The organism is Mesorhizobium delmotii (genome assembly GCF_900149755.1).
GTDB classification, from domain to species: domain Bacteria; phylum Pseudomonadota; class Alphaproteobacteria; order Rhizobiales; family Rhizobiaceae; genus Mesorhizobium; species Mesorhizobium delmotii.
The window spans coordinates 21754-44428 of the sequence record NZ_FUIG01000039.1 but is presented as its reverse complement, the minus strand read 5'-3'; the positions used below and the strand labels follow the sequence as shown (position 1 = coordinate 44428).

Here is a 22675-nt window from a genome sequence, read left to right as displayed (position 1 = left end):
CGACGCAGGCGCATCGGACCCTGTGTCGGATCCCGGCGCATCCGACCCCGGCTCAGCCGACCCCATCGACCGCCTCGCCTTTATGAACAAGACGGGCGACGTCGACGTCGTCATCCTTGGCGCCGGCATCAATGGGGCTGGCCTGTTCCGGGATCTGTGCGCGCAAGGCGTCAGTTGCCTGATCGTCGACAAGGGCGATTTTGGCTCGGGCACAAGTGCTGCGCCATCGCGGCTGATCCATGGCGGCCTGAAATATCTCGAAACGGGCGAGTTCGGGCTGGTGGCACAGTCAACGCTGGAGCGCAACCTGCTGTTGAAGAACGCGCCGCACTATGTCAGCCCGCTGCCGACAATCATCCCGATCTTCTCCTGGAGCAAGGGCATGTGGGCGGCGTTGCGCACGCTGCTGGGCTCGACCAGCGCACCGCGCAGCCGCGGCGCCGTCCTCATCAAGATCGGCCTGACGATCTACGATTTTTATGGGTCGCGGCATCGTGTCATGCCGCGCCACCGACTGGTCGGGCGACGGCGGGCGCTGAGCGAGATACCGGCACTGACCAGGTCGATCGTCGCCACCGGCATCTATTACGACGCCAAGATCAGCCATCCCGAAAGGCTGGTGCTCGAACTGATCACCGACGGGCTGGCAGCAAATGCCCTCGCCGCGGCCGCCAACTACACGACGCTGGTTTCGTCGTCCAATGGTGTGCTGACTTTCCAGTCAAAAGGCGGGGGCCAGTCAAAAGACGGGGGTCGGTCCGAGAACGGCGCCGTATTTGCGGTGCGGCCGAAACTGGTCGTCAACGCCGCCGGTCCGTGGATCGACGATGTCAACGCCTCGCTCGGCGCGCCATCGAAAATGATCGGCGGCACTAAGGGCTCGCATATCCTTTTGAAGCACGACGAACTGGTACGAAGCCTGGCAGGCCGCATGCTCTACTTCGAAGCCGACGACGGCCGCATCTGCCTTGTCTACGACTATCTCGGTCTGGCGCTCGTCGGCTCGACCGACATCCAGGCCGACAGCCCGGACACAGTACGCTGCGAGCCGCAGGAGATCGACTATCTGCTCGAAAGCGTGCGTGCGCTGATACCGGGCATGAGCTTTGGACGCGACCAGATCGTCTATGCCTATAGCGGCATCAGACCGTTGCCTGCATCCGACGCCTCTGTCCCCGGCTTGATCAGCCGGGATCATTCGGCACCGGTCGTCGAGCCGGAAGGTTCGCGTCCGTTTCCGATTATCTCGCTGGTCGGCGGCAAATGGACGACGTTCCGCGGCTTTGCCGAGGAGGTTGCCGACACGGTACTCGACCGGCTGGGACGCGGCCGCAAGGTCACCACGCGATCGATGCCGATCGGCGGCGGCAAGGGTTTTCCAACCGAGCCTGCGGCGCGAGCTGCCTGGCTGGCGGATGCCAGATCGGCTTCGGGCGCCGACGAACGCCGTCTCGACCAACTTCTGTCGCGCTACGGAACCAAGGCGTTGCCGATCGCCCGCCACCAAAGTTCAGGAGACAATGAAGATCGCCTGCCGGGGGCAAGCGACTACGGCACATCCGAAATCGACTACATCGTTCGTAATGAATTCGTCGAGCATCTGGCCGATATCGTCATGCGGCGCACGACCCTGGCCATTGGTGGTTCCCTGACCATGAGCGATTTGAAGCAGATCGCCGCCATTGCCGGCCGTGCACGTAACTGGGACCCGCAGCGGATGTCCGACGAACTCGATGCCGCTGTCGCGCAGCTCAGCGACAGGAATCTGATGCGATTGTGATGGCGCCCTGATTTGGGACGAACATCTCGCGGGTATGCGCTGTTTTCAAAAAATACCACACGAAAACAGCATATTAAGCTTTGTTGACAGGTGCCCATTCTCCGGCAGTGCCGGAGAATGGGCAAAATATCACATGTCTTGACGTGAATTTAACACTAACGTATGGTCGATTTTGTGCCTGAGGCCTGACTGTTCCGAAAGGCTTCGGCTCGTGAGGAATTTCTTGCTTACGGCGGTTGGGCTGACGAACCAGCGCATGCAATCGCGGTCACACGATCGTGCAGCCGAATACCGGCTGGGTTCTCGGCCGCAATCAACTGCTACGCGACAAAGTTCCTCTCGATGACGCCGGCTGCACGCTGATCCCGGTGAAGGCGGATTGACAACGACATGAACGCGTGAAAAATTTTTCAACTTAAGATAATAATATCATCTCGGGAGGAGATGGAATGAAATCCAGCAGCGCCGCCAGTGGTGATCGTGACCTGATCGGCGTCATGCCGCAGGTCGTTGCACCATGAGTTCGCAGCCCGCTACCACGATCAATCGGCGGGTCGGCGTTCATTGGATTGTCGCCGCGGCCGCGATCCTGATTTTGCTCGGCGCGATGGTTCTCGACACCAAGGTCGTCATAATTGGTTCGGCGGAGGACGCGCGAAAGGCTGCGTTCTCCCCGGAAGAATACGGCAAGTCCGAGTTTCCGAAGGTTCAATCCGCCGTGGAGCAGCGCGCGGTGAACGCCGCTACCCTTGCGTCGGCCATCGCCAAGGACAAGGCGGCGGCAGAGAAGGAGTACGGCGTGCCGGCCAATGTCGGTACGGAATTCTCAGTCAAATTCACCGGCGTGATCGGTGAGGGAAAGTCCGGCATCTACGCCGTCAAGGTCGACGAGGTTCCCAGCACTTTGGTCATTCGAGTGCAGACGGGTCCGGCGATCAACGGAACCGATCTGCGCGATGCCACGGGAACGATCGCCTTCGGGCAATTCACCAACCAGATCGAGTATCAGAACGCAGGATCGGCCTTGAACAACGAGATGAAGAAGCAGGTATTGTCGGCCATCGACAACACCAAGCTCACCGGCAAGACGATTTCGGTGATCGGCGTCTTCAAATTGGTCAATCCCAAGGGCTGGCTCGTCACACCCGTAAAGCTGAGCGTTCAATGAATGCGGCGCCTCAATTCGAGCCGGCGGCCGGCGATACCGTGCTCGCGGCGCGCAACATCGTAAAATCCTATGGCGGAACGCATGCCCTCAAGGGGGTCAATTTCGACATCCGCCGTGGCGAGGTCACCACGCTGTTCGGAGAGAATGGCGCCGGCAAGTCGACGCTGATGAAGATCCTTTCCGGTGTCGAGACGCCGACGTCCGGAAGCATCGAACTCGATGGCCGTCCTGTCGTCTTCTCCTCGACCGTCGACGCGCGGGATCGAGGCATCTCGATAATCCATCAGGAGTTGAGTCTCGCGCCCAATCTGAGTGTGCGCGACAATATTTTCATGGGCCGTGAGTTGCGGGGCGCGACCGGCCTCGACTTCGCGGAAGAGGCTCGTCAGACGCGGATGCTGATGGGCGATCTCGAGGAAGATATCGATCCGATGACCTTGGTGCAGGATCTACGCCTGGGCCAGCAGCAGATCGTCGAAATCGCACGCGCGCTCTCCGTCGATTCACGCATCCTGATCATGGACGAGCCTACCTCCGCATTGAGCGCGACCGAGGTGGAGGTGCTGTTCAAGGTGATCCGGGACCTGACCGCCCGCGGTGTTTCGATCGTGTACATTTCTCATCACCTCGAGGAGGCGCTGCAGATCACCGACCACGCCGTGGTGCTGCGCGACGGAACGATCACGGCCACGGCCAAAGCGAAGAACATCGATCTCGAATGGATCGTCCGTAACATGGTGGGCGAGAACTTCGACCTGGGATCGCCGCCCACGGGATACGCATTCGGCGACGTTGCCCTGTCAATCGACGATGTGAGCGTCGCCGATGTTTCGGGTTCGGACCGCCTGGTCGTCGACCGGCTGTCGCTCGATGTCCGCACGGGCGAGATCGTCTGCATTTACGGGCTGATGGGCGCGGGGCGCACGGAATTGCTGGAGTGCGTCGCCGGACGATTGCCGGTGACGGGCGGCCGGGTCTTGCTGGAGGGCGACGACATCTCCCGCCTCAGCATTGCGGAGCGGATAAACAGGGGGCTTGTGCTGGTGCCTGAGGACCGCCAACGCGACGGGCTGGTCCAAACGATGACCGTGGGGGCAAATCTGTCCCTCGCCAGCATTGGCGCCTTCGTCAAGGGGATGCTGCTTTCGCGGTCGCAGGAGCGGTCGCTGATCGACGGAACCATTCGCGATGTGCGCGTCAAGACGGCGGGCGCAGGCGCGCCCATCGGATCGCTGTCCGGCGGCAATCAGCAGAAGGTCGTCATCGGCAAGATGCTGACCACCGACCCCAAGGTCATGCTGCTTGACGAGCCCAGTCGCGGGATCGATGTCGGCGCCAAGGCGGAGGTGTTCCGGCTGCTCGGCGAGCGGGCCGCGCAGGGGCTCGCGGTCGTCTTCTCGACCTCGGAAGTCGCCGAGTGCCTTGGTATCGCGCACCGGATCATCGTCATGCGCCGAGGCAGGATTTCGGCTCAGTTCGGCGCCGACGTGACGAAAGAGCAGATCATGGCCGCCTCGGGCGAGGCCGTGCTCGTCTGATCATGAAGAATACAGGAGCCCAGACCGTGACCAACGCCAGTCAGAATAGTAGCCGCTCCGGCCCGAGGACATCGAGCGGTGGCTTCAGCCTGGCCAAGCTGTTGTTGGAGGGCCGGGCATTCCTCGCGCTGATGGTGATCATCCTCGTCTTCTCGATGCTGTCGCCCTATTACTTCTCGCTGGGCAATTTCCTCACCATGGCGTCGCATGTCGCCATCTTCGGCATCCTCGCGGTCGGCATGCTGCTGGTCATCCTCAATGGCGGCATCGACCTGTCGGTGGGGTCGACGCTTGGGCTGTCGGGCGTAATCGCCGGATTCCTGATGCAGGGCGTGCAGTTGCAAACGCTCGGCATCGTGCTGTTTCCCCCCGTCTGGGTGGTCGTGGTGCTGGTGTGCGTGCTCGGCGCACTGGTCGGTCTGGTCAACGGCGTGCTTATCGCCTGGTTGAAGGTGCCGGCCTTCGTTGCCACGCTGGGCATGCTCTATGTGGTGCGGGGCGCCGCGCTGCTGATGACAAACGGCCTCACATATAATGATCTCGGCGGCAAGCCGGAGCTGGGCAATACCGGCTTCGACTGGCTGGGCTTCAACCGCCTGTTCGGTATCCCTATCGGTGTGCTGGTCATGGTGGTCATCGCGATCATCGGCAGCATCATCCTCAATCGCACGGCCTTCGGCCGGTGGCTCTATGCCTCCGGCGGCAACGAGCGCGCCGCGGAACTGTCCGGCGTGCCGGTGAAAAAAGTGCAGGTGTCGGTGTATATGCTGTCCGGCATCTGCGCCTCGGTAGCCGGCCTCATCCTGTCCTCGGAACTGACCTCGGCAGGGCCGACCGCCGGCAACTCCTACGAACTGACCGCCATTGCGGCCGTCGTCATCGGCGGCGCGGCACTCACCGGTGGTCGAGGCAATATCCGCGGCACGCTGGTCGGGGCCTTCGTCATCGGCTTCCTATCCGATGGCCTCGTGATCATTGGCGTGTCCGCCTACTGGCAAACAGTGTTCACCGGCGCGGTCATCGTGTTGGCGGTGCTGCTCAACGCCATTCAGTATCGCCGTCGCGTCAAGCTCCCGGGCTCGACCGGCGGCCCTTCGACTTCTCCGCAACAAGCCGGCAAGGCCCGAACGGCCGATCCCGCTCACGAGAAGATTGCCGGTTGACCGGTACCATCGCTAACCAAGGAGGAAATTACATGTATGGCAAGGCAAGAATTCTAATGCTCACGGCCTTTGCGCTGGCCGCTCCGGTCCTCGCAGGGTCGGTAAGCGCAGCGTCGGCCGAAGGCCTCATTTCGATCATCGTCATCGATCCCGCCAACCCGTACTGGCTCACCGAAGGCAATGTGGCCAAGGCCGAGGCCGAAAAACTCGGCTACACCGCGACTGTCGGCGCATCGAAAGCCGACACGAACACGGAAAGCAGACTGATCGACACCGCAATCACCAACAAATCCGTGGCGATCATCCTCGATCCTGCCGACGCCAGCGGATCCATCGGCGCCGTCAAGAAGGCGATTGCCGCGAACATCCCGGTCTTCCTGGTCAACGCCGAGATCAATCAGGAGGGTCTGGCCAAGGCGCAGCTCGTTTCCAACAACGCACAGGGCGCCGCTCTGGGGGCACAGCAATGGGTGACGAATATCGGCGAGAAGGGCAACTACGTCGAACTGTTGGGCGCCCCGTCCGACAACAACGCCGCCACCCGGTCAAACGGATACGAGACCGTGATCAGCCAGTATCCGGACCTCAAGAAGGCCGGCTCGGAGGTCGCCAACTGGGACCGGACCCAGGGCCACGACAAGATGCAGAGCCTGCTGCAGGCCCATCCCGATATCATCGGCGTGACGAGCGGCAATGACGAGATGGCGCTTGGCGCGATCGCCGCGCTGAAAGAAGCCGGAAAGCTGTCGAGCATTAAGGTCGGCGGCTTCGATGGCTCTCCGGACGCTGTCGCCGCGATCAAGGCGGGCGACTTGCAGTACACCGTGCTCCAGCCGGTGGCCGTCTACTCGGCGAAGGCCGTACAACAGGCCGACTCGTTCATAAAGACCGGCAAAACCGGCGCGCCGACCGAGAAGCAGCTGTTTGACTGCCTTCTCATCACCAAGGACAACGTCGACAAATACACGGCTCCCTTCACGCTCTCGGAGTAAAAAACGAAGGGGGAGTGTCCCGCGGGACACTCCTCGCCTGACCCTCGTTGATCGGGCCGACGCACCACATGTCTGTTACGCTAAAACTGAAACACAGGCCGTGACCTGAATCCGCGCTGGTGGCTCTATGGAGCGGCTGATGTGGCCCACCACATGTCGTTGAAACGCCACCCGTGCGGATCCATATACGCATTGCGTCGGATGTTTTCCTCCCATTGCGTCCGGCGCGTTCCCCTCTGGAGGTTTTGAACCTTCATGCCTGGCCGGACTTTAACAGTCCGGCCTTTTTTTCTATTGGTCCTGTGAAGCTGCGCTGCCGCGAGCGAGTTGTAGAACGGCCGTAGGTCAGACCATCCACGACCGGCAGGCCGCGGTGCTGGCAGCGCGCACGGGATTTTCGTCACACTCGACAGCGGCCTAGCCGTAGGGTGCGGCAACGGAAGCTGCCATTTTGTTGGGAAATCCACTAGGCTCGCTTGGTTTGCGAGACAGCGAGAGATGCCCGACCTGAAACAGATGCCCGATATGAAACAAATGAGATTGCTCGGCATCGTGGCCGCGACGGCGATCGGTCTGTATGTCTGCTATCTCTTGGCGTTGCCTTTTTTGCCCGCATTGACCTGGGCGGTGGTGTTGGCAATCATCCTGTATCCGGCTCATCGACAGGTCGAGGAAAGGCTCAGGAACAAAAACCTGGCTGCACTGATGTCGGTCAGCATCGCGGCGGTTGCAGTCGGCCTGCCGCTCATCTTCGTGGCACAGCAGCTTGTCCGCGAGGCGGTAAACGGAGCCACCTATATGGAGGAGGTCATCCGGGGTTGGAACACAGATGCCTTCGTGTCGGGCTATCCCAGGCTTTCGGCGGTTGCCCAGTGGATTGAGAACCAACTCGATCCGGCCGGCACGGTCGCCGCATTTGTACAATGGCTGACGGCACAAAGCACATCGCTGTTGCGCGGCTCGATCAATCAGGCCGTGATGTTCATTCTGACATTTTATCTGCTGTTCTATTTTCTGCGGGACCGTGAATCCGCCCTGCGGGGGATCGAGCGTCTCTCGCCCCTGCGTACCGCGGAGACGGCATACATGCTGTCCCGCCTTGCCGAGACGGTACATGCGATCCTGATAGGCACCGTGCTTGTCGCCGCTGTGCAGGGGACGCTGGGCGGCCTGATGTTCTGGTGGCTCGGCCTGCCCACTCCGGTCTTCTGGGGCTTGGCAATGGGACTTCTTGCCATCGTGCCGGTGCTCGGCGCATTCGTGATCTGGGTGCCGGCAGCGATCTATCTCGCGCTGGAGGGGGCTTGGGCGAGCGCGGCGATCCTGACCGTCTGGGGCGGCGTGGTCGTCGCCGGCATCGACAATCTGCTCTATCCGATGCTTGTCGGGAACCGGCTGCGGCTCCACACGGTGGTGGCCTTTGTCGGTGCTGTCGGTGGCATCGTCCTGTTTGGAGCATCCGGGCTCGTCCTCGGCCCTGCGGTGATTGCGGTCACCGTCAGCCTCATTGACATCCTCAAGAAACGATTGAGCGACCAGCCCGAGGCGGAACTGACGCCAAAGCGCGACACAAAGCCATCACGTCAGTCCGGAGCCGCGCTCAGTGAGTAAGCACCGCCGCGCGACCAGTTCATCATGCGGACCTTGTTCGACGATGCCCGTATCGGCGACCATCACGATGCGCATGAGCAATTGTCCCAGCATCAGCCCGTCCCGCCCTGCGATTACGACCAGCACGCCGACCCGGCTCTGGCCGGACTGGTTCGGCCGTGCGCTCGACAGGGCGGCAGCGGCGCGTCGAAGCTGGTCGATGCAGTTCCGATCTGTTCGATCCTGCTGGTGACGACGGCGAGCCCGACAGGATGCATGCGCCGCGGCGGGCTCATTTTTCGCCGTCCAGATAGGCGTTGCTGTAATAGGCCGCGAAATCGGGTCGTTCGCCGACCGGGTTTCCATCGCCGTCGCGCAGGGCGCCGGCCTTGAACAGGTAGTTGCCGATAGCCTCCATCTTTGCGGGATCGATCGCGCCAATCGCGCCGGCGGGGCTTTGCAGATAGTGGCCGTCGATCAGCGCCTTCAGCGATGCCTCGATCAATGGACGGTCAGTCAGCACGTCGCTGTTTGCTGCGATCAGGATATCAGCCGCTTCTTGCGGATGTTCGACAGCGAAGGCATAGCCGCGCCTGGTCGCGGCGATGAAAGCGGTTGCCGTGTCCTTGTTCTTCTCGAGATAGGCCCGGCTCGAGCCAATGAAATTGGTGTGTTGGTCGGGCACGCCGAAATCCGAGTAGCGGAAGGCGCGCTGGGCCTTGCCGTCAAGTTCCGCCTTGATCCCCTCCCAAGTGTAGACCTCGAGCGTAAAATCGACCGCGCCGTTGGCCAAGGCCTCATAGGCGGAGGTGCCCAGCGTCACTGTTTCGAATTTGCCCTCGCCGCCATCATGGCGGATGATGGTGCCGATCAGCGCATTCTCCCAAGCGCTGCCGAAACCGCCATAGGTCAGGCCGTCCAGATCCCTGGGGGTTTGTATATCGGCGCGGTCGGCGTTGAACACCAGCCTGCCGGTTTCTGTCTGCATGATGGCGTAGGTGGCGACGAGGTCGGCGCCGGCCGTGCGTTGGGTGAACAATCCTATGGATCCCAGTATACCGAAATCGGCCACACGGTTGGCGATCAGCGTACCGGCCGCAGTGTCGGTGTAGGGCAGGATCTGCACGTCGAGCCCAGCCTCGGCATAGAAGCCTTTCGCCTGGGCGACATAGAGCCCGACATGGTTTGTGTTCGGCGTCCAGTCTAGCGCGACGGTGACAGTCTGCTGGGCGCAGACGGAGGTGACGGGTCCGAGCCCGGCGATCAATGCGGCAGCGATGAAGAGGCGTCTGGAAAGCATGGTCATGTCCTTTGGGCGGGCTGTGGATCGAGAAGGGTATCGAGGATGTCGGCTTCGATGGCGCTGGCTTCCGGCGAGGCAAGATCCTTGCGCGGGCGCGGAAGAGGGATGGCGATTTCGCGCAGCACGCGGGCAGGGCGGCCGCTCAGCACATAGATGCGGTCGGACAGGAAGACCGCCTCGCGGACATCGTGGGTGATCAGCAGGACGGTCCAGCGGTGTCGGTCCCACATCGTCTGAAGCCAGCGCTGCATGCCGGTGCGCGTGAGAGCGTCGAGTGCGCCGAACGGTTCGTCTAGCAACAGCATGGCACGGTCCTGCACGACGGTACGCAACAGCGCGGCGCGCTGGCGCATTCCGCCCGAGAGCTGCGCCGGATACTTATGCTCGAAGCCCGCAAGGCCGAATTCGCCGAAGAACGACGCTACCTTGTCGCGCGCCGCCTTGCGGGACATGCCCTGCACTTCCAGACCGAGCGCGGTATTGTCGATAACCGTGCGCCAGGGCATCAGGGCATCGTGCTGCGGCATGAAGGCAAACGGTCGGCGCGTGTCGGCCAGTGGCCGCCCATCGAAGTCGACATCGCCGTGGCCTTCGAGACTGCCCGTCAGCAAGCTGAAGATCGTGGACTTGCCGGCTCCGGAGGGGCCGAGGATTGAAACGAATTCGCCCGGCTCGATGTGCAGGGTGATGTCGGCAAGCACGTCGATGTCGCCAAAACGCTTGCTGACTTGGCGCAGCTCCAGCCGCCTGCTCATGACTTTCGTGCGTCATCGAGCCGCTCCCATGGCATGACGACGCGCTGGATCAGCATCGTAGCAGCAAACAGGACCAAGGTGAGCAAGGCGCTGACCAGCACGGCCGCCAGCACGAGATCGGGCCGGAAATTGTTCTTGGCGTTGAGCATGTAGATGCCGAGCCCTTTGGCCGCACCGGCATATTCCGCGAAGATGGCGCCCACCACGGCATAGGTGATCGAGATGCGCAGTCCGGCGAAGAAATAGGGCAGCGAGGAGGGCAGGCGGGCCAGCAGGAAAATGCGCATGCGGGAAGCGCCCATCGAACTCAGAAGCGCCGAGATTTCCCGATACGTCGAGTCGTAACCCTGCACCAGCGCGACCAGCATGGGAAAGAAAGTCACGAGTGCGACCAGCATGATCTTCGGCGTCAGCCCGAAGCCGAACCAGAGCGCGACCAGCGGGGCGATCGCCACCAGCGGCAGGGTCTGGCTGATGATGAACACCGGGAACAGGGCGCGGCGCAGCGGCTTGAAGAAGTCGATCAGCACCGAAAGGATGAAGGCAACGGCCAGCGAGCAGGCGAAACCCGCCAATGTGGCGCTGATTGTCGGCACGGTGTTGTCGAACAGCGCCTGGCGCTGCTGGATGGCCTGAGCGAGGACTCGTGACGGGGCGGGCAGCGTGGTGGGCGAAATGCCCGAGATGCGCGCATAGAGCTCCCAAGCCAAAACCAGCGTGCCGACCGACAGCAAGGCCGATCCGATCTTGGCGAACAAAGTTGCGATTCGCGGCGCGGTGGAGAAAGGCTGGGACATGCGAGACCTCTGGCGCGAAAGATCAGCGCGGGGTCGGGCCGTTGGCCGAGACCGTGAGGTCGATCGTGACATAGCCCTCGAGCGTGCCAACCGGGAGCGTCGAAATATTGACGACGCCGACGAAATCGCCGGTCATCGGATCAAGAGAAATCTGTGCGTCGGAAAACATCGCCCGCCTCGCTCCGCTGGTATTATCCAGATCAGCTCTAGGGTTTACGGGCTTGCAGCCCGTCTCTCAGCCCCGACGACACGGAGCACCCCTGTGGATGGCGGCAATTAAACAGATATGGGGTGGAGCTGCAAGCCTGCGTCTGACCCGTGAAACCGCAGGTCAGAGGAGGTGCGGCTTGAGCGACTGGCGTGGCCTTTCGAGGACGGTCGATTGATACGGCTTCAACTTCAAAGGGTGCCACCCCGCCACCCCGCTCGAGATCGCTCTCAATATTCTGAGAAGCTGAATGACCTGATGGTATCGGGAAAGGCGTCGATCGAGTGAACAGTTTCCCGTTCGTCGCCATTGTCGATGCCAGGCGTTTGGTGAATTGTGGAAGCATGAAGACATGAATTGCATTCGTTGTAGGCAGCGGGTTTCTATTTCGCCCATTACGACCGCGCTTTGTTGGAGGGCCAAATGCAAGAATTTATCCTTTTTGCGCTTGTGGGGTTTGTAGCTCAAGCTGTGGACGGGGCTCTCGGCATGGCCTATGGCGTGATTTGCTCGACAACCCTACTGGGGTTTGGCGTTTCTCCCGCACATGCTTCGGCTTCAGTTCACGCGGCTGAGCTGTTTACCACTGCGGCCTCAGGTTCGGCTCACCTCTATCACCGCAATATCGACTGGAAGCTTTTCTGGCGGCTGATGCCATTTGGCGTCCTCGGTGGCGTTCTCGGCGCTTATGTGCTCACCTCGTTTGAGGGAGCGATCATGAAGCCATATGTGACCACATATCTGGCGCTTGTCGGAGCTTGGCTCCTGTTCCGTTCATTCCGGCGGATCCCAAGCAATCCGGTCCCTGCAGGCGCGGTACCTCCGCTTGGACTTGGTGGTGGATTTCTCGATGCCGCAGGGGGTGGCGGGTGGGGTCCCATCGTAACGACGGGCCTTCTCGGTTTTGGCGGGACGCCCCGCTACGTTATTGGTACGGTAAATGCCACCGAGTTCCTCACCACGTTGTCGGTGTCTCTAACCTTCTTGTTTGCCTTGCTAACCGGCCATTGGCAGGAGGCAGGGGGGCTAGAAAATCTACTCCCCGTTGCCGGCTTGGTCCTTGGTGGTGTTATCGCAGCGCCTATGGCCGGATTGATGGTGAAGTCAATCGCAGAAAAGACGCTTCTCAGGCTCGTTGGTATTCTCATCATACTGCTGGCAGGCTGGCAAACCGCGCAACTCTTCGAATTGGTGTAAACTGAAGACACATCGAACATGTTGTCGGCATCTCTCCCCTGGCGGCCGTGCCGGAGACAAAAAACTCAATTTTCAAATGGAACGAAGAGGCTCCTTTGTTGTTTGGATGCCTTGGACAACCGGAGGCCGAGTCGATGAAAAAATTGGTTGCAACAACAGGGTTGGCGCTGGCGGTCGCGATGCCTGCGGCGGCTCAGGACACCGCGACCGCGAAAGCCGAATTCGTCAACATGGCCGGCGAGAAGAATGGCACGGCCACGCTGACCGAGACGGCGCAGGGCGTGCTGATGGAGTTGGAGGTAACGGGACTGCCTGCGGGCGAATGGGTCGCGTTCCATGTTCATGAAACCGGAAAGTGCGACCATCAGACCGGCCATGACTCGGCCGGTGGGCACTTCAATCCGACGAATGCCGAACATGGATACCTCACTGGAAAAGGCCCGCACGCGGGCGATATGCCAAATCAGCGGGTCGGCGCCGACGGCGTTTTGCGTGCCCAGGTTTTCAACAGCATGGTCAAGCTGGATGGTGGAGAAACGGCGATAAGAGGCAAGGCATTGATGATCCACGGCGGACAGGACGACTACAAAAGCCAGCCTGCCGGTGATGCCGGAAATCGTCAGGCCTGCGCCGTGATCGAGTGAAAACCCCAAGATCGGTAGAGGCCTGTCCGACATATGATCGGACCGGCGCTTCAGCCTCGGCGGCCAGGTAGCGGTACATGGTCGGAGCCTCTGGCAGGATAAGCCAGACGGTAAGTTCGTGCGCCTGCAGAGGAATTGACGACGCAGCCATCGCGCCGAAGCTGGCCTTTCATTTTGCGACTGCCGGATGATTGCATGAACGATACTTCTCCTATGGGCGTGCCCTCCACGGGTCTTGTCCAGTCAGCCATTTCCGCCCGCGGCCTGGTCAAGACGTTCGGCAAGCTGCGCGCCGTCGATGGTGTCGATCTCGATGTGCCGCGCGGCATGATTTTCGCCATCCTGGGTCCGAACGGCGCCGGCAAGACAACGCTGATGCGCATGCTCGCGACGCTGTCGCGCCCCGACGCCGGCTCTGCGACCGTGATGGGGCACGATCTCGTGCAGGCCCCGCGTGCGGTCCGTGCGGCAATCGCGATGACCGGGCAGTTCGCTTCGCTCGACGAGGACTTGACGGGCCGGGAGAACCTCGTCCTGCTCTCCCGACTCTGGGGTTTTCGCGGTCGCGCTGCTAAAGCCCGTTCGGACGACCTGCTCGCGGCTTTCGGCTTGTCCGAAGCGGCGACGAAGCAGGTGAGGGACTATTCAGGTGGCATGCGAAGGCGGCTCGACATAGTCGCCTCGCTGGTCGTCACGCCGGGCGTGCTGTTCCTTGACGAGCCGACCACAGGCCTCGATCCCAACGCCCGCAAGGATGTCTGGGGCATGATCCGCGGCCTCGCCGAGGCCGGCGTCACCATCCTGCTCACCACACAATATCTCGAAGAGGCCGATCAACTTGCAGCGCGTATCGCCGTCGTCGACCACGGCAGGAAGATCGCCGAGGGTACCAGCCGCGAACTGAAGGCGGCCACCGGCTCCGGCTTTCTCCATGTCGCGCTCGCCGATGTTGCACGGGCGGACCAAGCGGCGACCATTCTGGAACGCCGGCTGGAACATCCTGTCCAACGCAGCGCCGAAGGCGCTGAGCTCTCCGTCCTTGCCGGCACAGCGAAGGCCGCCAACGAGGCGCTGGCCGATCTGGTCGCCGCCGGCATCGAGCTGTCGGATTTCTCCATGGGCCAACCCAGCCTCGAGGAGGTCTTCTTCGCGCTGACGGGCCAGCCGGGCCTCGGTGAAAGCCGGAAGGCAGGTGACAAGCCATGATCGACACGACATCCCTGCAGCGGCTGCAAAGCGTCGCCCGACCTAGGACCCCATCAGCCCTTTCCAACGCGCTGGTCTTCGGGTGGCGCGCGGTGCTGAAATTCAAGCATGTGCCGGAGCAACTCTTCGATCTGGTGATGACTCCGATCATGTTCACCCTGCTCTTCACCTTCGTCTTCGGCGGCGCGCTCGCCGGTTCGCCTGGCGAGTACCTGCAATTCTTCTTACCCGGCATCCTGGTTCAGACCGTGGTGTTCAACGCAGTCTATTCGGGCATGGGTTTGTCGACCGACCTCGGCAAGGGCTTATTCGACCGCTTCCGATCGCTGCCGATCTGGTCGCTGTCTCCGTTCGCCGGCCTGATGGTGGGTGACATCCTGCGCCATTTGATTGCCGCCTCGATCATTCTCACCATCGGGCTGATCCTCGGCTACCGGCCTGAGGCAGGCATCCTCAGCGTGCTTGCCGCCTTCGCCATGCTGATCGCCATCGGGTTCGGCATGGGCTGGGTATTCATCGTGCTCGGCCTGCTGATCCGCACGCCGACCACGGTGATGACGCTCGGCTTTACCTTCCTGTTCCCGCTCGTTTTCGCCTCAAACATCATGGTCGACCCCGGCACCATGCCGGACTGGCTGCGGGCCATCGTCGAAGTCAACCCAGTGTCGCTGATGACGACGGCGCTGCGCGGGCTGATGGCTGGCGGGGCGACGCTCGGTCAGGTCGTCCTCGCCCTGATCGCGCCGGTGGCGCTGACCGCCATCCTGGCGCCGACGACACTATGGCTGTATCTCAGAAGGTGAGAGGAGCCAAACGGTCGCAGTCCTGATCGCCTGAGCGTCAACAATGCGCCCGGATGGACCTGCGCTTCTTAAAAGTCGACACGGGGCGTGTCTTGCATCTGGCGCTCGAACAGGAGCCAGAAGGGCGATCCACGGGTTTCGGCATACCAATGTTCGAAACCCGCCAGGGTCTCAGGAATGTCATTGGCGGATTCCTCTTCCTCCGACGCCCGGAATATCGCCAGCACAACCTGGCCGAAACGCGCGATCACCTCCGAGCGCGCTTCGCTGTCGGAATTCCAGCCGAGTCGCGTGCGCAGCGTGGCGAAGGCGCTAGCGACGGCTATCTCCTCACTCTCGGCCGATGCCATGGCCTCAGCGATCGCCTGCATGAGATTGAGCCGCCTGAAGGCGAAGGCGCGCTCTTGTTCGAGCGCAGCGATCCGGACTGCGGCTTCCCGCCGGAAACGGCCCTCGGCGACTTTGGCGGCCTCGGCCGCTGACTTGAGATCAACGAGAAAGCGGGTTGTCACCGTCATCGCGCCTTTGCGAGAGTGGCGGAAGAGAGTGGGAGTCGAACCCACCAAGGACCGGCTCGCGGCCCCTCCCGGATTTGAAGTCCGGACGCCCCACCGGGGACGATGCTCCTCCAGAAACTTCCGCTATTGCCGGCTCACTATCGGCCGGTGAGCGAAACAGATCCCGTCGATGCCTGTTGACGAGCCGCAGGTCGCCGCGTCGCAAAGTGACGCCATGCCTATCGAGAAATTCAAGGATCTGGATGGCAACCTTGCGCCCGCTGCCTGCACGATCGCGAAACTGGGCGGCGTTAAACCGCCCGCCCGGCTCGGCCGCCGTCAGGTCGTCGACGATCTCGACAATCCCGGCCAATGCCGGGCGCAGGAAGAAATGATCATGGGCGACTTCGTATACTCTCCCGATGCGGCCGGTAAGTTTCAGGATCCGGCGGATTTCCGTTTCCGGCTTCGCCAACATATCGGCTATATCGCGGACCCTCGGCGGATGATATCGCGTCGAGCCGCCGATGAGCCGCTCGATTTGCAGCCACAGCGTCTCGTCCTGCGGTGTCAGACGGACCTCATGGCCGGGCAGCCGCACCCAGGCGCCGTCAAGGGCGAGCTTGCCGGCGCGCGCCAGCATTCGCAGAGCGGCTGCAAACATCGGCGCCGGAAGTCGCGGGTCAAGCTGAAGGCGCAATCTCTCCATGCCGATTCCCGGCAGATCTGGATTGTCCGCGTGAAAGGTCTTCAAGTTCGCGGCCAGGCCGAGCCTGAATTGCATCCAGCGTGCCGGCGAGAGAACGAACAGCGTTTTCCTGACGGGAATGCAGACCAATCCGAGGCTGTCGACCAGTCTCTGCGTCTCGTCGCTGCCGAGCGCCCGGTCGCGCGCGAATGAGCCAAGGTCAAGGTAATGGGGCGGCGTGTCGAGCAGTGCGGTGACAGCCGCCTCGGGATCCGGGACGGCATATGCTTCGATCTGGATAAGCCGTTCCGGCGTGCGGCGCTTCCGGCTCGGCGCCCGCAGATCGATCAGGCGTCCGCCGCCGATGGTCCGCTGCGCCGAGGTGTCGCGCACAACATAGGGGTCGCCCGCGGCAGCCGCGATCGGATTGTCCAGCACCAATTGAACCTTGGCGACGCCGCCGGGTCTGACCGGCTCGTCACTGAGAAGCACGACCCTTGCGCCAACCTCGGCCGCAGCGTGGTGGAGGCGTACCGGGAACCACTGGCCGATCGGCCTAGGCTCTCCTGGTAAGACGCGCAGCCTTGCGTCGATCCGACCCGTCGGCGCGTGAAGTTCCGGGTCGAGTATGATGTCGCCGCGCCCGATCGCCTCCTTGCCGATGCCGTCACCAGCCAGGTTGAGCGCGCAACGGTCTCCTGCCCGCCCGCGCTCAGCCAGCCTGTTCTGGGCGTGGATCGAGCGAACACGCGCCGCCAGGCCCGACGGGCTGACGACAAGGTGGTCGCCGACGCCGACTGATCCTGAAAGGACCGTGCCGGTCACGACAGTGCCGACGCCGTGCAGCGTGAAGCATCGGTCGACCGCCAATCTGAATCGTCCAGAGGATGCGCGGCCGGCAAAGCGCGACGCCTCCTCAAACAAGAAATGCCGCAGATCGTCGATACCGTCGCCGCTGACGGCCGAGGTGGGCATTATGTCTGCTTCGGCAAGTGCTGTATCGGCAAGCGCGGCACGGATGTCCGCTTGAACGGCGGCGCGCCGTGCGGGCGCGATCAGATCGGATTTGGCCAGCACGACCGCGCCGCGCCTGATGCCGAGCAGATCGATGATTGCCAGATGTTCGCGCGTCTGCGGCATGATCCCGTCGTCGGCGGCAATGACCAATAGCACGAAATCGATGCCACTGGCGCCGGCGAGCATCGTATCCACGAACCGTTCGTGCCCCGGAACATCGATGAAGCCGATGACGTCCCCGTTCGGTGCCGGCAGGTAGGCAAAGCCGAGATCGATGGTCATGCCCCGCGCTTTTTCCTCCTGCAGGCGGTCGGTGTCGACGCCGGTCAGCGCACGCACCAGCGCGGTCTTGCCATGGTCGACATGGCCCGCCGTGCCGACGATCATGATCCGTCCCCCGTCAAGGATACCGCGGCGCGATTTTCGGCCTCGGCGGTCTCGTCAGGGGTGAGGCCGGCACGCGCGGCCGGCAGATACCGTTCGGCGAGCGCGCTGCCTGCTGCGTTCGCGCGCAGAAGCCAGGCATATGCCTCGACCGCGTCGGCCTCGACACCCGCTGCCAAGTGACAGGCGGCGCCGAGCATGGCCTGCCCGTCCGCATCCCCGCGCAAGGCAGCCCGACGCCACCAGCGGACTGCCTCGGCGGGATCGCGCGGCACACCGAGCGCATTGTGATGAATCATGCCGAGCCGTGTCATGGCCGACGCTATTCCCTGCTCGGCGGCGGCAGTCGCCCAGCGCCGCGCCTCTGCTGGGTCGGTCTCGACCACCTCGCCTTCGAGCAGCATCCAACTCAGCATGTCCTGCGCCGGTCCGTCGCCTTGCTCCGCGGCTGCTCGGTAGAGCTCGGCTGCGCGGCCGTAGTCCTGCGCGACGCCCTCGCCGCGGAAATAGAGCGACGCCAGGTTCCGCCGCCCGACGGCATCACCGGCCTCGGCCGAAAGCGACAGCCAGCGGAAGGCGAGTTCGCGGTCCCGCTCGACGCCAAGCCCTTCTGCGAAGCAGGCGCCGATATTGTTCTGTGCGCGCGCGACCCCAGCATGGGCGAGCGGCTCCCATATGCTCAAGGCGCCCGCATAATCACTGCGCCTGGCCGCTTCCAAGGCCTTTGCCAGACGTTCGGCGACCGGCACGTCGGCCGGCCGGGGCACGTCAGCCGGCCGGGGCACGTCGGCCGGCCGGCGCGCGAGGCTCTCAAACCAGCGCATCGGCTCCTCCAGGATCGAAGCCGGCGAGGTTTGCACAGAACCCCGCTTCGTCTTCGAGGCAGCGCAGATCGAACACAAGCGCCCGGCCCTCGATGCGCCCGATCACGGGAACGCGCAGCCCGCGCAATGCCGCTGCAAGCGCTCCCAGCGACTTCCCGCCGCCGGACTTTACCCGCACAACAAGACCGGCGCTGGGTATCGTCTCAAGCGGCAGGGCACCCGAACCGACCTGACTGCGGCATTCCACAGTCTCCACGACGAATGCCTCACCCAGAGCATTGGCAACCATGGGGGCAAGGCGCTCCGCCCGGGTTGCGATCTCGGCCGAGGGGCGCGTCAGCAATCTCAGCGTCGGCAGTCTCTCCGCCAGGCGATCAGGGTCGCGATAGAGCTTCAACGTCGCCTCCAGCGCGGCGAGCCGAAGCTTGTCGACGCGGAGCGCCCGCTTCATCGGATTGCGGCTGATCGCGGCCAGCAGAGCCTTGCTGCCGACGATGAAGCCCGCCTGGGGTCCGCCGAGCAGCTTGTCGCCGGAAAAGGTGACCAGATCCGCGCCGTCGGCAATCGCCTCGCGCACGGTTGGTTCATGCTTGAGGCCATAGGCAGCAAGATCGAAGAGCGTGCCGGAGCCGAGGTCGTGGACCAGGGGCACGCCCTGCGCCTTGGCAATGGAAGCCAGTTCGCGCGCGCCCACCTCAGCCGTGAACCCCTCGACCCGGTAGTTCGAGGTGTGCACCTTGAGGACCAGCCCGGTCTCCCGGCCGAGCGCCGCGGCATAGTCCTTCGGATGCGTGCGGTTGGTGGTTCCGACCTCGACCACCTTGGCGCCGGCGCGGGCCATAATCTCGGGCATCCTGAACGAGCCGCCGATCTCGATCAATTCGCCGCGCGAGACGATCGCCTCGCGGCCGAGCGCCAGCGTGTTGAGGACAAGAAGGACAGCGGCCGCATTGTTGTTGACCACAGTTGCGTCTTCCGCTCCCGTCAGTTCGCAAACGAGCGAACGCAGATGATCATCCCGCTCGCCGCGCTTGCCTGTCTCGAGGTCGAATTCGAGAGCGACCGCTTCGCACATTGCAGAGCGCACCGCCTCGATCGCCTCTTCAGCCAGCGGCGCCCGGCCGAGATTGGTGTGCAGCACCGTGCCGGTCAGGTTGAAAACCGGTCGCAGGGAAGGGCGCTCTGCAACCTTGAGTTGTTCAACCGCGTCGGCGGCGACGTCGCCGGGCTGCGGCACTGCTGCTCCGCCGAGGCAGGCCTCCCGCGCTGCGGCAAGTGCCGCGCGGACAGCCGCCGTCGCGACTTGCCGGCCGAAGCGCTGGATCGCCGTGGATCCGAGCGGCGTCTTCAATATCTGATCGACCGATGGAAGATCACGCAGGCGACGTGCAGGCAAAGCGGTCATCGCGTCCTCAGTATCCGACAAGGAATGGGTTGAACGACCCGCGACGGTAGCCGCTCTCGCGGACGAGCAGGTCCAAGCCGAGTGTCGCCACGTCATCGGCAACCGGATCGAGGTTCGGATCCTTGTGCTGATGCAGGATTTTCACATAGCAGCCGCATGAATCGCAGGTCTCGGCCTTTACAGTGCCGGGTCCGCCTTCGACTTCCACATAGCCTATTCCCTTGGTGGAGCCGCACAGGGTGCATTTGATGCGCACATAATTCCAGAGCGTCCCGCAGAGCGAGCATGCACAGAACCTTGCCCCGTGGGAGCCATGCCAACCGACGACCATCGAGGACACCGGCGGCCCGCCGCAGACGGGGCATGCGCCGTCACCTACCGGGACCAGCGTGGAGGCGTCGAGGCAAGCGGCAAGACGCGCGAAATGAAGCTGCAGCGCCGCCGCGACATAAACATGCTCGGCCAATGCGTCAGCCGCAATTGCATCGGCGAGCACGTTGCGCACCAAGGCATGGCGCTCTGCAGGCGTGGCCAGCTTCAGTCGGTCGAGCGCGTCTGCCGCGGCGCGAGGCTTCTCGATGGCCGAAGCCGCCAGCACCAGGCGGTCGAGCGTCTCGAAGAACGCCCCGGAGGCGACCCTGTCACGATCGAGTGGAGGCATCCCGAAAGCGTGCGCCCGTTCACGCACCTCCGTTTCCGGCAGATCCGGATCGGACAGGCCGTCCTGTATGCCGTGCTGGACATCGGCGAGAGCAGCGAGAAAGCGGAGATAAGGACCGAGCTCATCGATTTCGGCCAGCGCATTCAACCGCTGCGCGCGTCGAACGAAAAGACGCGTCGGATCAGGCAGACGGACGTAAGGCGGCGCCGAGACTTCACCGATGGCGGTGGGATCGATATCCGACGGAACGATCTGCTTTGGCATACTCACCTCACGAACCACACGGGCCACGTGGTTGGCTGGCTAAGCGCATCGCGTCTGAAGGGACTCATGCGACGCGCTTCAAGTTCTTGTTTTATGCATGTCGTTGTCCCAAAACCGCTGCGCACTTTTGGGCGACATGCATTAGCGCCCGCTCATTCGGCGGGCTTCGATCCCGATCTTCCGCCCGGTTTCGTAACAAGTTCCCGCAACCATTTGCGATGGTGCCGCCAAGCCCAGCCGCCCGTCACCGAACCGCGTATCATGGCGGGAATCGTGCCTCGCACCCAGAGGGCCGAATAGGCGTGGATGATCCAAACGCCGATCATCGCAACGGCGGCGATGGCATGAATGAGGAGCGCCATCCGCTGCTGACCGACCGTCGTGTAGGCGGAGAAATACTGATCCCAAATGACCAGGCCACTCGAAATCAAGATGACGATCAGGACCGACATGGCCCAGAATACGAACTTCTGGCCGGCATTATACTTGCCGACTTCCGGCACGTTCTCCTCGTGATTGGCCAGCACGTCGCGAAAGCGCGTGAGCCAGGCCCCATCTTCGCGCTTCCACAGATTCGCCTTCCAGAACCGGATGAAAAGCCCGAAGAAGCTGAAGAAGAGAACGACGCCGATCCACGGATGGATGAAGCGCGTGAACTGGCCACCACCGAACAGTCCTGACAGAAAGAACAGGCTCGGGTGAAAGAGCGCGAGGCCGGACAGGGCAAGCAGGATCAAGCTCGCCGCCGTGATCCAGTGATTTATCCGCGCGCCCACCGTATACCGGTCCACCGTGACGGGCTTGCCGGGATGAACTACGCTATCAGGTTCGACATCATGCGCTGTCATGGCGGTCACTCCGCACTAGCCGTTCGGCATTCTCCTCATCCGTGTCCGAAACCCTGTTCGGCCCCATCACCAGATGGTGGAGCAGGCCGACGCCGGCCGCGACCCCAAGCACGGTCAGGCCGGCATATTTGGTGATGCCCTTCCACGCCTCCACGAGAGGACTGATCCTAGGCTCCTTCGGCAGGCCGGAATAGAGTTCGGGCTGGTCGGCGTGATGCAGCACGTACATCACGTGCGTTCCGCCGACACCTGGCGGATCGTAGAGGCCGGCATTGGCATACCCGCGCGCCTTCAGGTCGGTAATGCGGCCCTCGGCATGCTGCTTCATCTCATCCTTTGTGCCGAAGACGATGGCCTGGGTCGGACAGGCCTTGGCGCAGGCTGGACCCTGGCCGACGGCGACGCGGTCCGAGCAGAGGGTACATTTGTAGGCCGTATGGTCGACGCGGGAAATGCGCGGGATGTTGAAGGGGCACCCCTTGATACAATAGCCGCAGCCGATGCAGTTCTCGTGGACGAAATCGACGATGCCGTTGGAATATTGAACGATAGCGCCCGGCGCCGGACAGGCCTTGAGGCAGCCCGGATCTTCGCAGTGCATGCAGCCATCCTTCCGGATCAGCCACTCAAGATTGTTCGTCTCTGGGTTCTCCCACTCGCTGAAGCGCATAAGCGTGAACATGTCCGGCGTCAGGTCGGGCGGATTCTCGTATACGCCGGCGTTGACGCCGATCCCCGGATGCGTGTCGTTCCACTCGATGCAGGCTGTCTGGCACGCCTTGCAGCCGATGCATTTCGAAACGTCGATGAGCTTGGCCACCTCTGTCAGCCGCTCGGCCGGCGCGGGTACCGTTGAGGCGGAGCGGCGGACGAGATCCTTCTCCGAGAAGCGGGGCGTCACGTCCGTTACCGAGGGATTGGCAATTGGAGGAAACATCGCCGC

At 62.7% G+C, this 22675-nt stretch carries 20 protein-coding genes, 1 tRNA gene, 1 pseudogene and 1 riboswitch; of the genes and pseudogenes, 10 read left to right on the top strand and 12 right to left on the bottom strand.

The window, feature by feature from the left end:
* Positions 1–82 precede the first annotated feature (82 nt).
* The 6 genes from BQ8482_RS22565 (at position 83) to BQ8482_RS22540 (ending at position 8252) form a co-directional block, all read left to right on the top strand.
* On the top strand, positions 83–1780 hold the full coding sequence (locus tag BQ8482_RS22565; RefSeq protein ID WP_123149701.1) for a glycerol-3-phosphate dehydrogenase/oxidase: 1698 nt from the start codon (positions 83–85) through the stop codon (positions 1778–1780).
* A gap of 517 nt (positions 1781–2297) precedes the next feature.
* Complete coding sequence (locus BQ8482_RS22560) at positions 2298–2948, top strand: DUF2291 family protein (protein ID WP_123149610.1); 651 nt, start codon at positions 2298–2300, stop codon at positions 2946–2948.
* Positions 2945–4486: a sugar ABC transporter ATP-binding protein gene (locus BQ8482_RS22555; protein ID WP_123149609.1), complete on the top strand. Its 1542-nt coding sequence runs from the start codon at positions 2945–2947 to the stop codon at positions 4484–4486. The genes BQ8482_RS22560 and BQ8482_RS22555 overlap by 4 nt, the downstream gene beginning before the upstream one ends.
* 2 nt (positions 4487–4488) lie before the next feature.
* On the top strand, positions 4489–5649 hold the full coding sequence (locus BQ8482_RS22550) for an ABC transporter permease (protein WP_165848670.1): 1161 nt from the start codon (positions 4489–4491) through the stop codon (positions 5647–5649).
* A 32-nt stretch (positions 5650–5681) separates the two neighbouring features.
* A complete protein-coding gene (locus BQ8482_RS22545) occupies positions 5682–6641 on the top strand; it encodes a D-ribose ABC transporter substrate-binding protein (protein ID WP_091594763.1) in 960 nt (319 codons plus the stop codon).
* 525 nt (positions 6642–7166) lie between these two features.
* Positions 7167–8252 (top strand): AI-2E family transporter, encoded by a 1086-nt coding sequence (locus tag BQ8482_RS22540; protein ID WP_244602934.1) that lies wholly within the window; start codon positions 7167–7169, stop codon positions 8250–8252.
* 271 nt (positions 8253–8523) lie between these two features.
* Here BQ8482_RS22540 and BQ8482_RS22535 read toward each other — a convergent pair whose 3' ends face one another.
* From BQ8482_RS22535 to BQ8482_RS38250, 4 genes are all read right to left on the bottom strand, one after another.
* Positions 8524–9537 carry an ABC transporter substrate-binding protein gene (locus BQ8482_RS22535; protein WP_123149607.1) on the bottom strand — a complete coding sequence of 338 codons (1014 nt, stop codon included), beginning with the start codon at positions 9535–9537 and terminating at the stop codon, positions 8524–8526.
* Positions 9534–10289, bottom strand: coding sequence for an ABC transporter ATP-binding protein (locus BQ8482_RS22530; protein WP_123149606.1), 756 nt, complete (start codon positions 10287–10289; stop codon positions 9534–9536). Before BQ8482_RS22530 ends, BQ8482_RS22535 begins: the two co-directional genes overlap by 4 nt.
* Positions 10286–11086: an ABC transporter permease gene (locus tag BQ8482_RS22525; protein WP_165848669.1), complete on the bottom strand. Its 801-nt coding sequence runs from the start codon at positions 11084–11086 to the stop codon at positions 10286–10288. The genes BQ8482_RS22530 and BQ8482_RS22525 overlap by 4 nt, the downstream gene beginning before the upstream one ends.
* A 22-nt stretch (positions 11087–11108) precedes the next feature.
* The gene (locus tag BQ8482_RS38250; protein WP_165848668.1) at positions 11109–11255 is read right to left on the bottom strand and encodes a hypothetical protein; all 147 of its coding nucleotides are present in this window, start codon (positions 11253–11255) and stop codon (positions 11109–11111) included.
* A riboswitch (TPP riboswitch) is annotated at positions 11246–11358 on the bottom strand. (Overlaps the previous gene by 10 nt.)
* 359 nt (positions 11359–11717) lie before the next feature.
* Between BQ8482_RS38250 and BQ8482_RS22520 the strand changes: the two genes are divergently transcribed.
* From BQ8482_RS22520 to BQ8482_RS22505, 4 genes are all read left to right on the top strand, one after another.
* On the top strand, positions 11718–12491 hold the full coding sequence (locus BQ8482_RS22520) for a sulfite exporter TauE/SafE family protein (protein ID WP_123149605.1): 774 nt from the start codon (positions 11718–11720) through the stop codon (positions 12489–12491).
* 134 nt (positions 12492–12625) lie between these two features.
* Positions 12626–13135 (top strand): superoxide dismutase family protein, encoded by a 510-nt coding sequence (locus BQ8482_RS22515; RefSeq protein WP_123149604.1) that lies wholly within the window; start codon positions 12626–12628, stop codon positions 13133–13135.
* 195 nt (positions 13136–13330) lie between these two features.
* Positions 13331–14341, top strand: coding sequence for an ATP-binding cassette domain-containing protein (locus BQ8482_RS22510; RefSeq protein ID WP_123149603.1), 1011 nt, complete (start codon positions 13331–13333; stop codon positions 14339–14341).
* Complete coding sequence (locus BQ8482_RS22505; RefSeq protein WP_123149602.1) at positions 14338–15144, top strand: ABC transporter permease; 807 nt, start codon at positions 14338–14340, stop codon at positions 15142–15144. Before BQ8482_RS22510 ends, BQ8482_RS22505 begins: the two co-directional genes overlap by 4 nt.
* A gap of 68 nt (positions 15145–15212) precedes the next feature.
* On the opposite strand, the gene BQ8482_RS22500 is transcribed toward BQ8482_RS22505, so the two are convergent.
* From BQ8482_RS22500 to fdxH, 8 genes and pseudogenes are all read right to left on the bottom strand, one after another.
* Positions 15213–15662 (bottom strand): hypothetical protein, encoded by a 450-nt coding sequence (locus BQ8482_RS22500; RefSeq protein WP_123149601.1) that lies wholly within the window; start codon positions 15660–15662, stop codon positions 15213–15215.
* A 16-nt stretch (positions 15663–15678) separates the two neighbouring features.
* Positions 15679–15774 (bottom strand) — tRNA-Sec (locus BQ8482_RS38245).
* A 126-nt stretch (positions 15775–15900) separates the two neighbouring features.
* Positions 15901–17733: pseudogene (selB, locus tag BQ8482_RS22495) on the bottom strand (selenocysteine-specific translation elongation factor); the annotation flags it as partial.
* Complete coding sequence (locus BQ8482_RS22490) at positions 17730–18554, bottom strand: tetratricopeptide repeat protein (protein ID WP_123149698.1); 825 nt, start codon at positions 18552–18554, stop codon at positions 17730–17732. The gene BQ8482_RS22490 and the pseudogene selB, both read right to left, overlap by 4 nt.
* The gene (gene selA / locus BQ8482_RS22485; protein WP_123149599.1) at positions 18541–19959 is read right to left on the bottom strand and encodes an L-seryl-tRNA(Sec) selenium transferase; all 1419 of its coding nucleotides are present in this window, start codon (positions 19957–19959) and stop codon (positions 18541–18543) included. The genes BQ8482_RS22490 and selA overlap by 14 nt, the downstream gene beginning before the upstream one ends.
* A gap of 7 nt (positions 19960–19966) precedes the next feature.
* Complete coding sequence (fdhE, locus tag BQ8482_RS22480; protein WP_123149598.1) at positions 19967–20884, bottom strand: formate dehydrogenase accessory protein FdhE; 918 nt, start codon at positions 20882–20884, stop codon at positions 19967–19969.
* A gap of 152 nt (positions 20885–21036) precedes the next feature.
* Entirely contained in the window at positions 21037–21732 is a 696-nt protein-coding gene (locus tag BQ8482_RS22475) for a formate dehydrogenase subunit gamma (RefSeq protein ID WP_123149597.1), read from the bottom strand.
* Complete coding sequence (fdxH, locus tag BQ8482_RS22470) at positions 21719–22669, bottom strand: formate dehydrogenase subunit beta (RefSeq protein ID WP_123149596.1); 951 nt, start codon at positions 22667–22669, stop codon at positions 21719–21721. The genes BQ8482_RS22475 and fdxH overlap by 14 nt, the downstream gene beginning before the upstream one ends.
* Positions 22670–22675: the final 6 nt, after the last annotated feature.

What these genes read in the sequence shown, in the direction of transcription:
- BQ8482_RS22565 (WP_123149701.1), top strand. Translation starts at nt 83, where the DNA reads ATGAACAAGACGGGCGACGTCGACGTCGTCATCCTTGGCGCCGGCATC.
- BQ8482_RS22560 (WP_123149610.1), top strand. Translation starts at nt 2,298, where the DNA reads ATGAGTTCGCAGCCCGCTACCACGATCAATCGGCGGGTCGGCGTTCAT.
- BQ8482_RS22555 (WP_123149609.1), top strand. Translation starts at nt 2,945, where the DNA reads ATGAATGCGGCGCCTCAATTCGAGCCGGCGGCCGGCGATACCGTGCTC.
- BQ8482_RS22550 (WP_165848670.1), top strand. Translation starts at nt 4,489, where the DNA reads ATGAAGAATACAGGAGCCCAGACCGTGACCAACGCCAGTCAGAATAGT.
- BQ8482_RS22545 (WP_091594763.1), top strand. Translation starts at nt 5,682, where the DNA reads ATGTATGGCAAGGCAAGAATTCTAATGCTCACGGCCTTTGCGCTGGCC.
- BQ8482_RS22540 (WP_244602934.1), top strand. Translation starts at nt 7,167, where the DNA reads ATGAAACAAATGAGATTGCTCGGCATCGTGGCCGCGACGGCGATCGGT.
- BQ8482_RS22535 (WP_123149607.1), bottom strand. Translation starts at nt 9,537, where the DNA reads ATGACCATGCTTTCCAGACGCCTCTTCATCGCTGCCGCATTGATCGCC.
- BQ8482_RS22530 (WP_123149606.1), bottom strand. Translation starts at nt 10,289, where the DNA reads ATGAGCAGGCGGCTGGAGCTGCGCCAAGTCAGCAAGCGTTTTGGCGAC.
- BQ8482_RS22525 (WP_165848669.1), bottom strand. Translation starts at nt 11,086, where the DNA reads ATGTCCCAGCCTTTCTCCACCGCGCCGCGAATCGCAACTTTGTTCGCC.
- BQ8482_RS38250 (WP_165848668.1), bottom strand. Translation starts at nt 11,255, where the DNA reads ATGTTTTCCGACGCACAGATTTCTCTTGATCCGATGACCGGCGATTTC.
- BQ8482_RS22520 (WP_123149605.1), top strand. Translation starts at nt 11,718, where the DNA reads ATGCAAGAATTTATCCTTTTTGCGCTTGTGGGGTTTGTAGCTCAAGCT.
- BQ8482_RS22515 (WP_123149604.1), top strand. Translation starts at nt 12,626, where the DNA reads ATGAAAAAATTGGTTGCAACAACAGGGTTGGCGCTGGCGGTCGCGATG.
- BQ8482_RS22510 (WP_123149603.1), top strand. Translation starts at nt 13,331, where the DNA reads ATGAACGATACTTCTCCTATGGGCGTGCCCTCCACGGGTCTTGTCCAG.
- BQ8482_RS22505 (WP_123149602.1), top strand. Translation starts at nt 14,338, where the DNA reads ATGATCGACACGACATCCCTGCAGCGGCTGCAAAGCGTCGCCCGACCT.
- BQ8482_RS22500 (WP_123149601.1), bottom strand. Translation starts at nt 15,662, where the DNA reads ATGACGGTGACAACCCGCTTTCTCGTTGATCTCAAGTCAGCGGCCGAG.
- BQ8482_RS22490 (WP_123149698.1), bottom strand. Translation starts at nt 18,554, where the DNA reads ATGCGCTGGTTTGAGAGCCTCGCGCGCCGGCCGGCCGACGTGCCCCGG.
- selA (WP_123149599.1), bottom strand. Translation starts at nt 19,959, where the DNA reads ATGACCGCTTTGCCTGCACGTCGCCTGCGTGATCTTCCATCGGTCGAT.
- fdhE (WP_123149598.1), bottom strand. Translation starts at nt 20,884, where the DNA reads ATGCCAAAGCAGATCGTTCCGTCGGATATCGATCCCACCGCCATCGGT.
- BQ8482_RS22475 (WP_123149597.1), bottom strand. Translation starts at nt 21,732, where the DNA reads ATGACAGCGCATGATGTCGAACCTGATAGCGTAGTTCATCCCGGCAAG.
- fdxH (WP_123149596.1), bottom strand. Translation starts at nt 22,669, where the DNA reads ATGTTTCCTCCAATTGCCAATCCCTCGGTAACGGACGTGACGCCCCGC.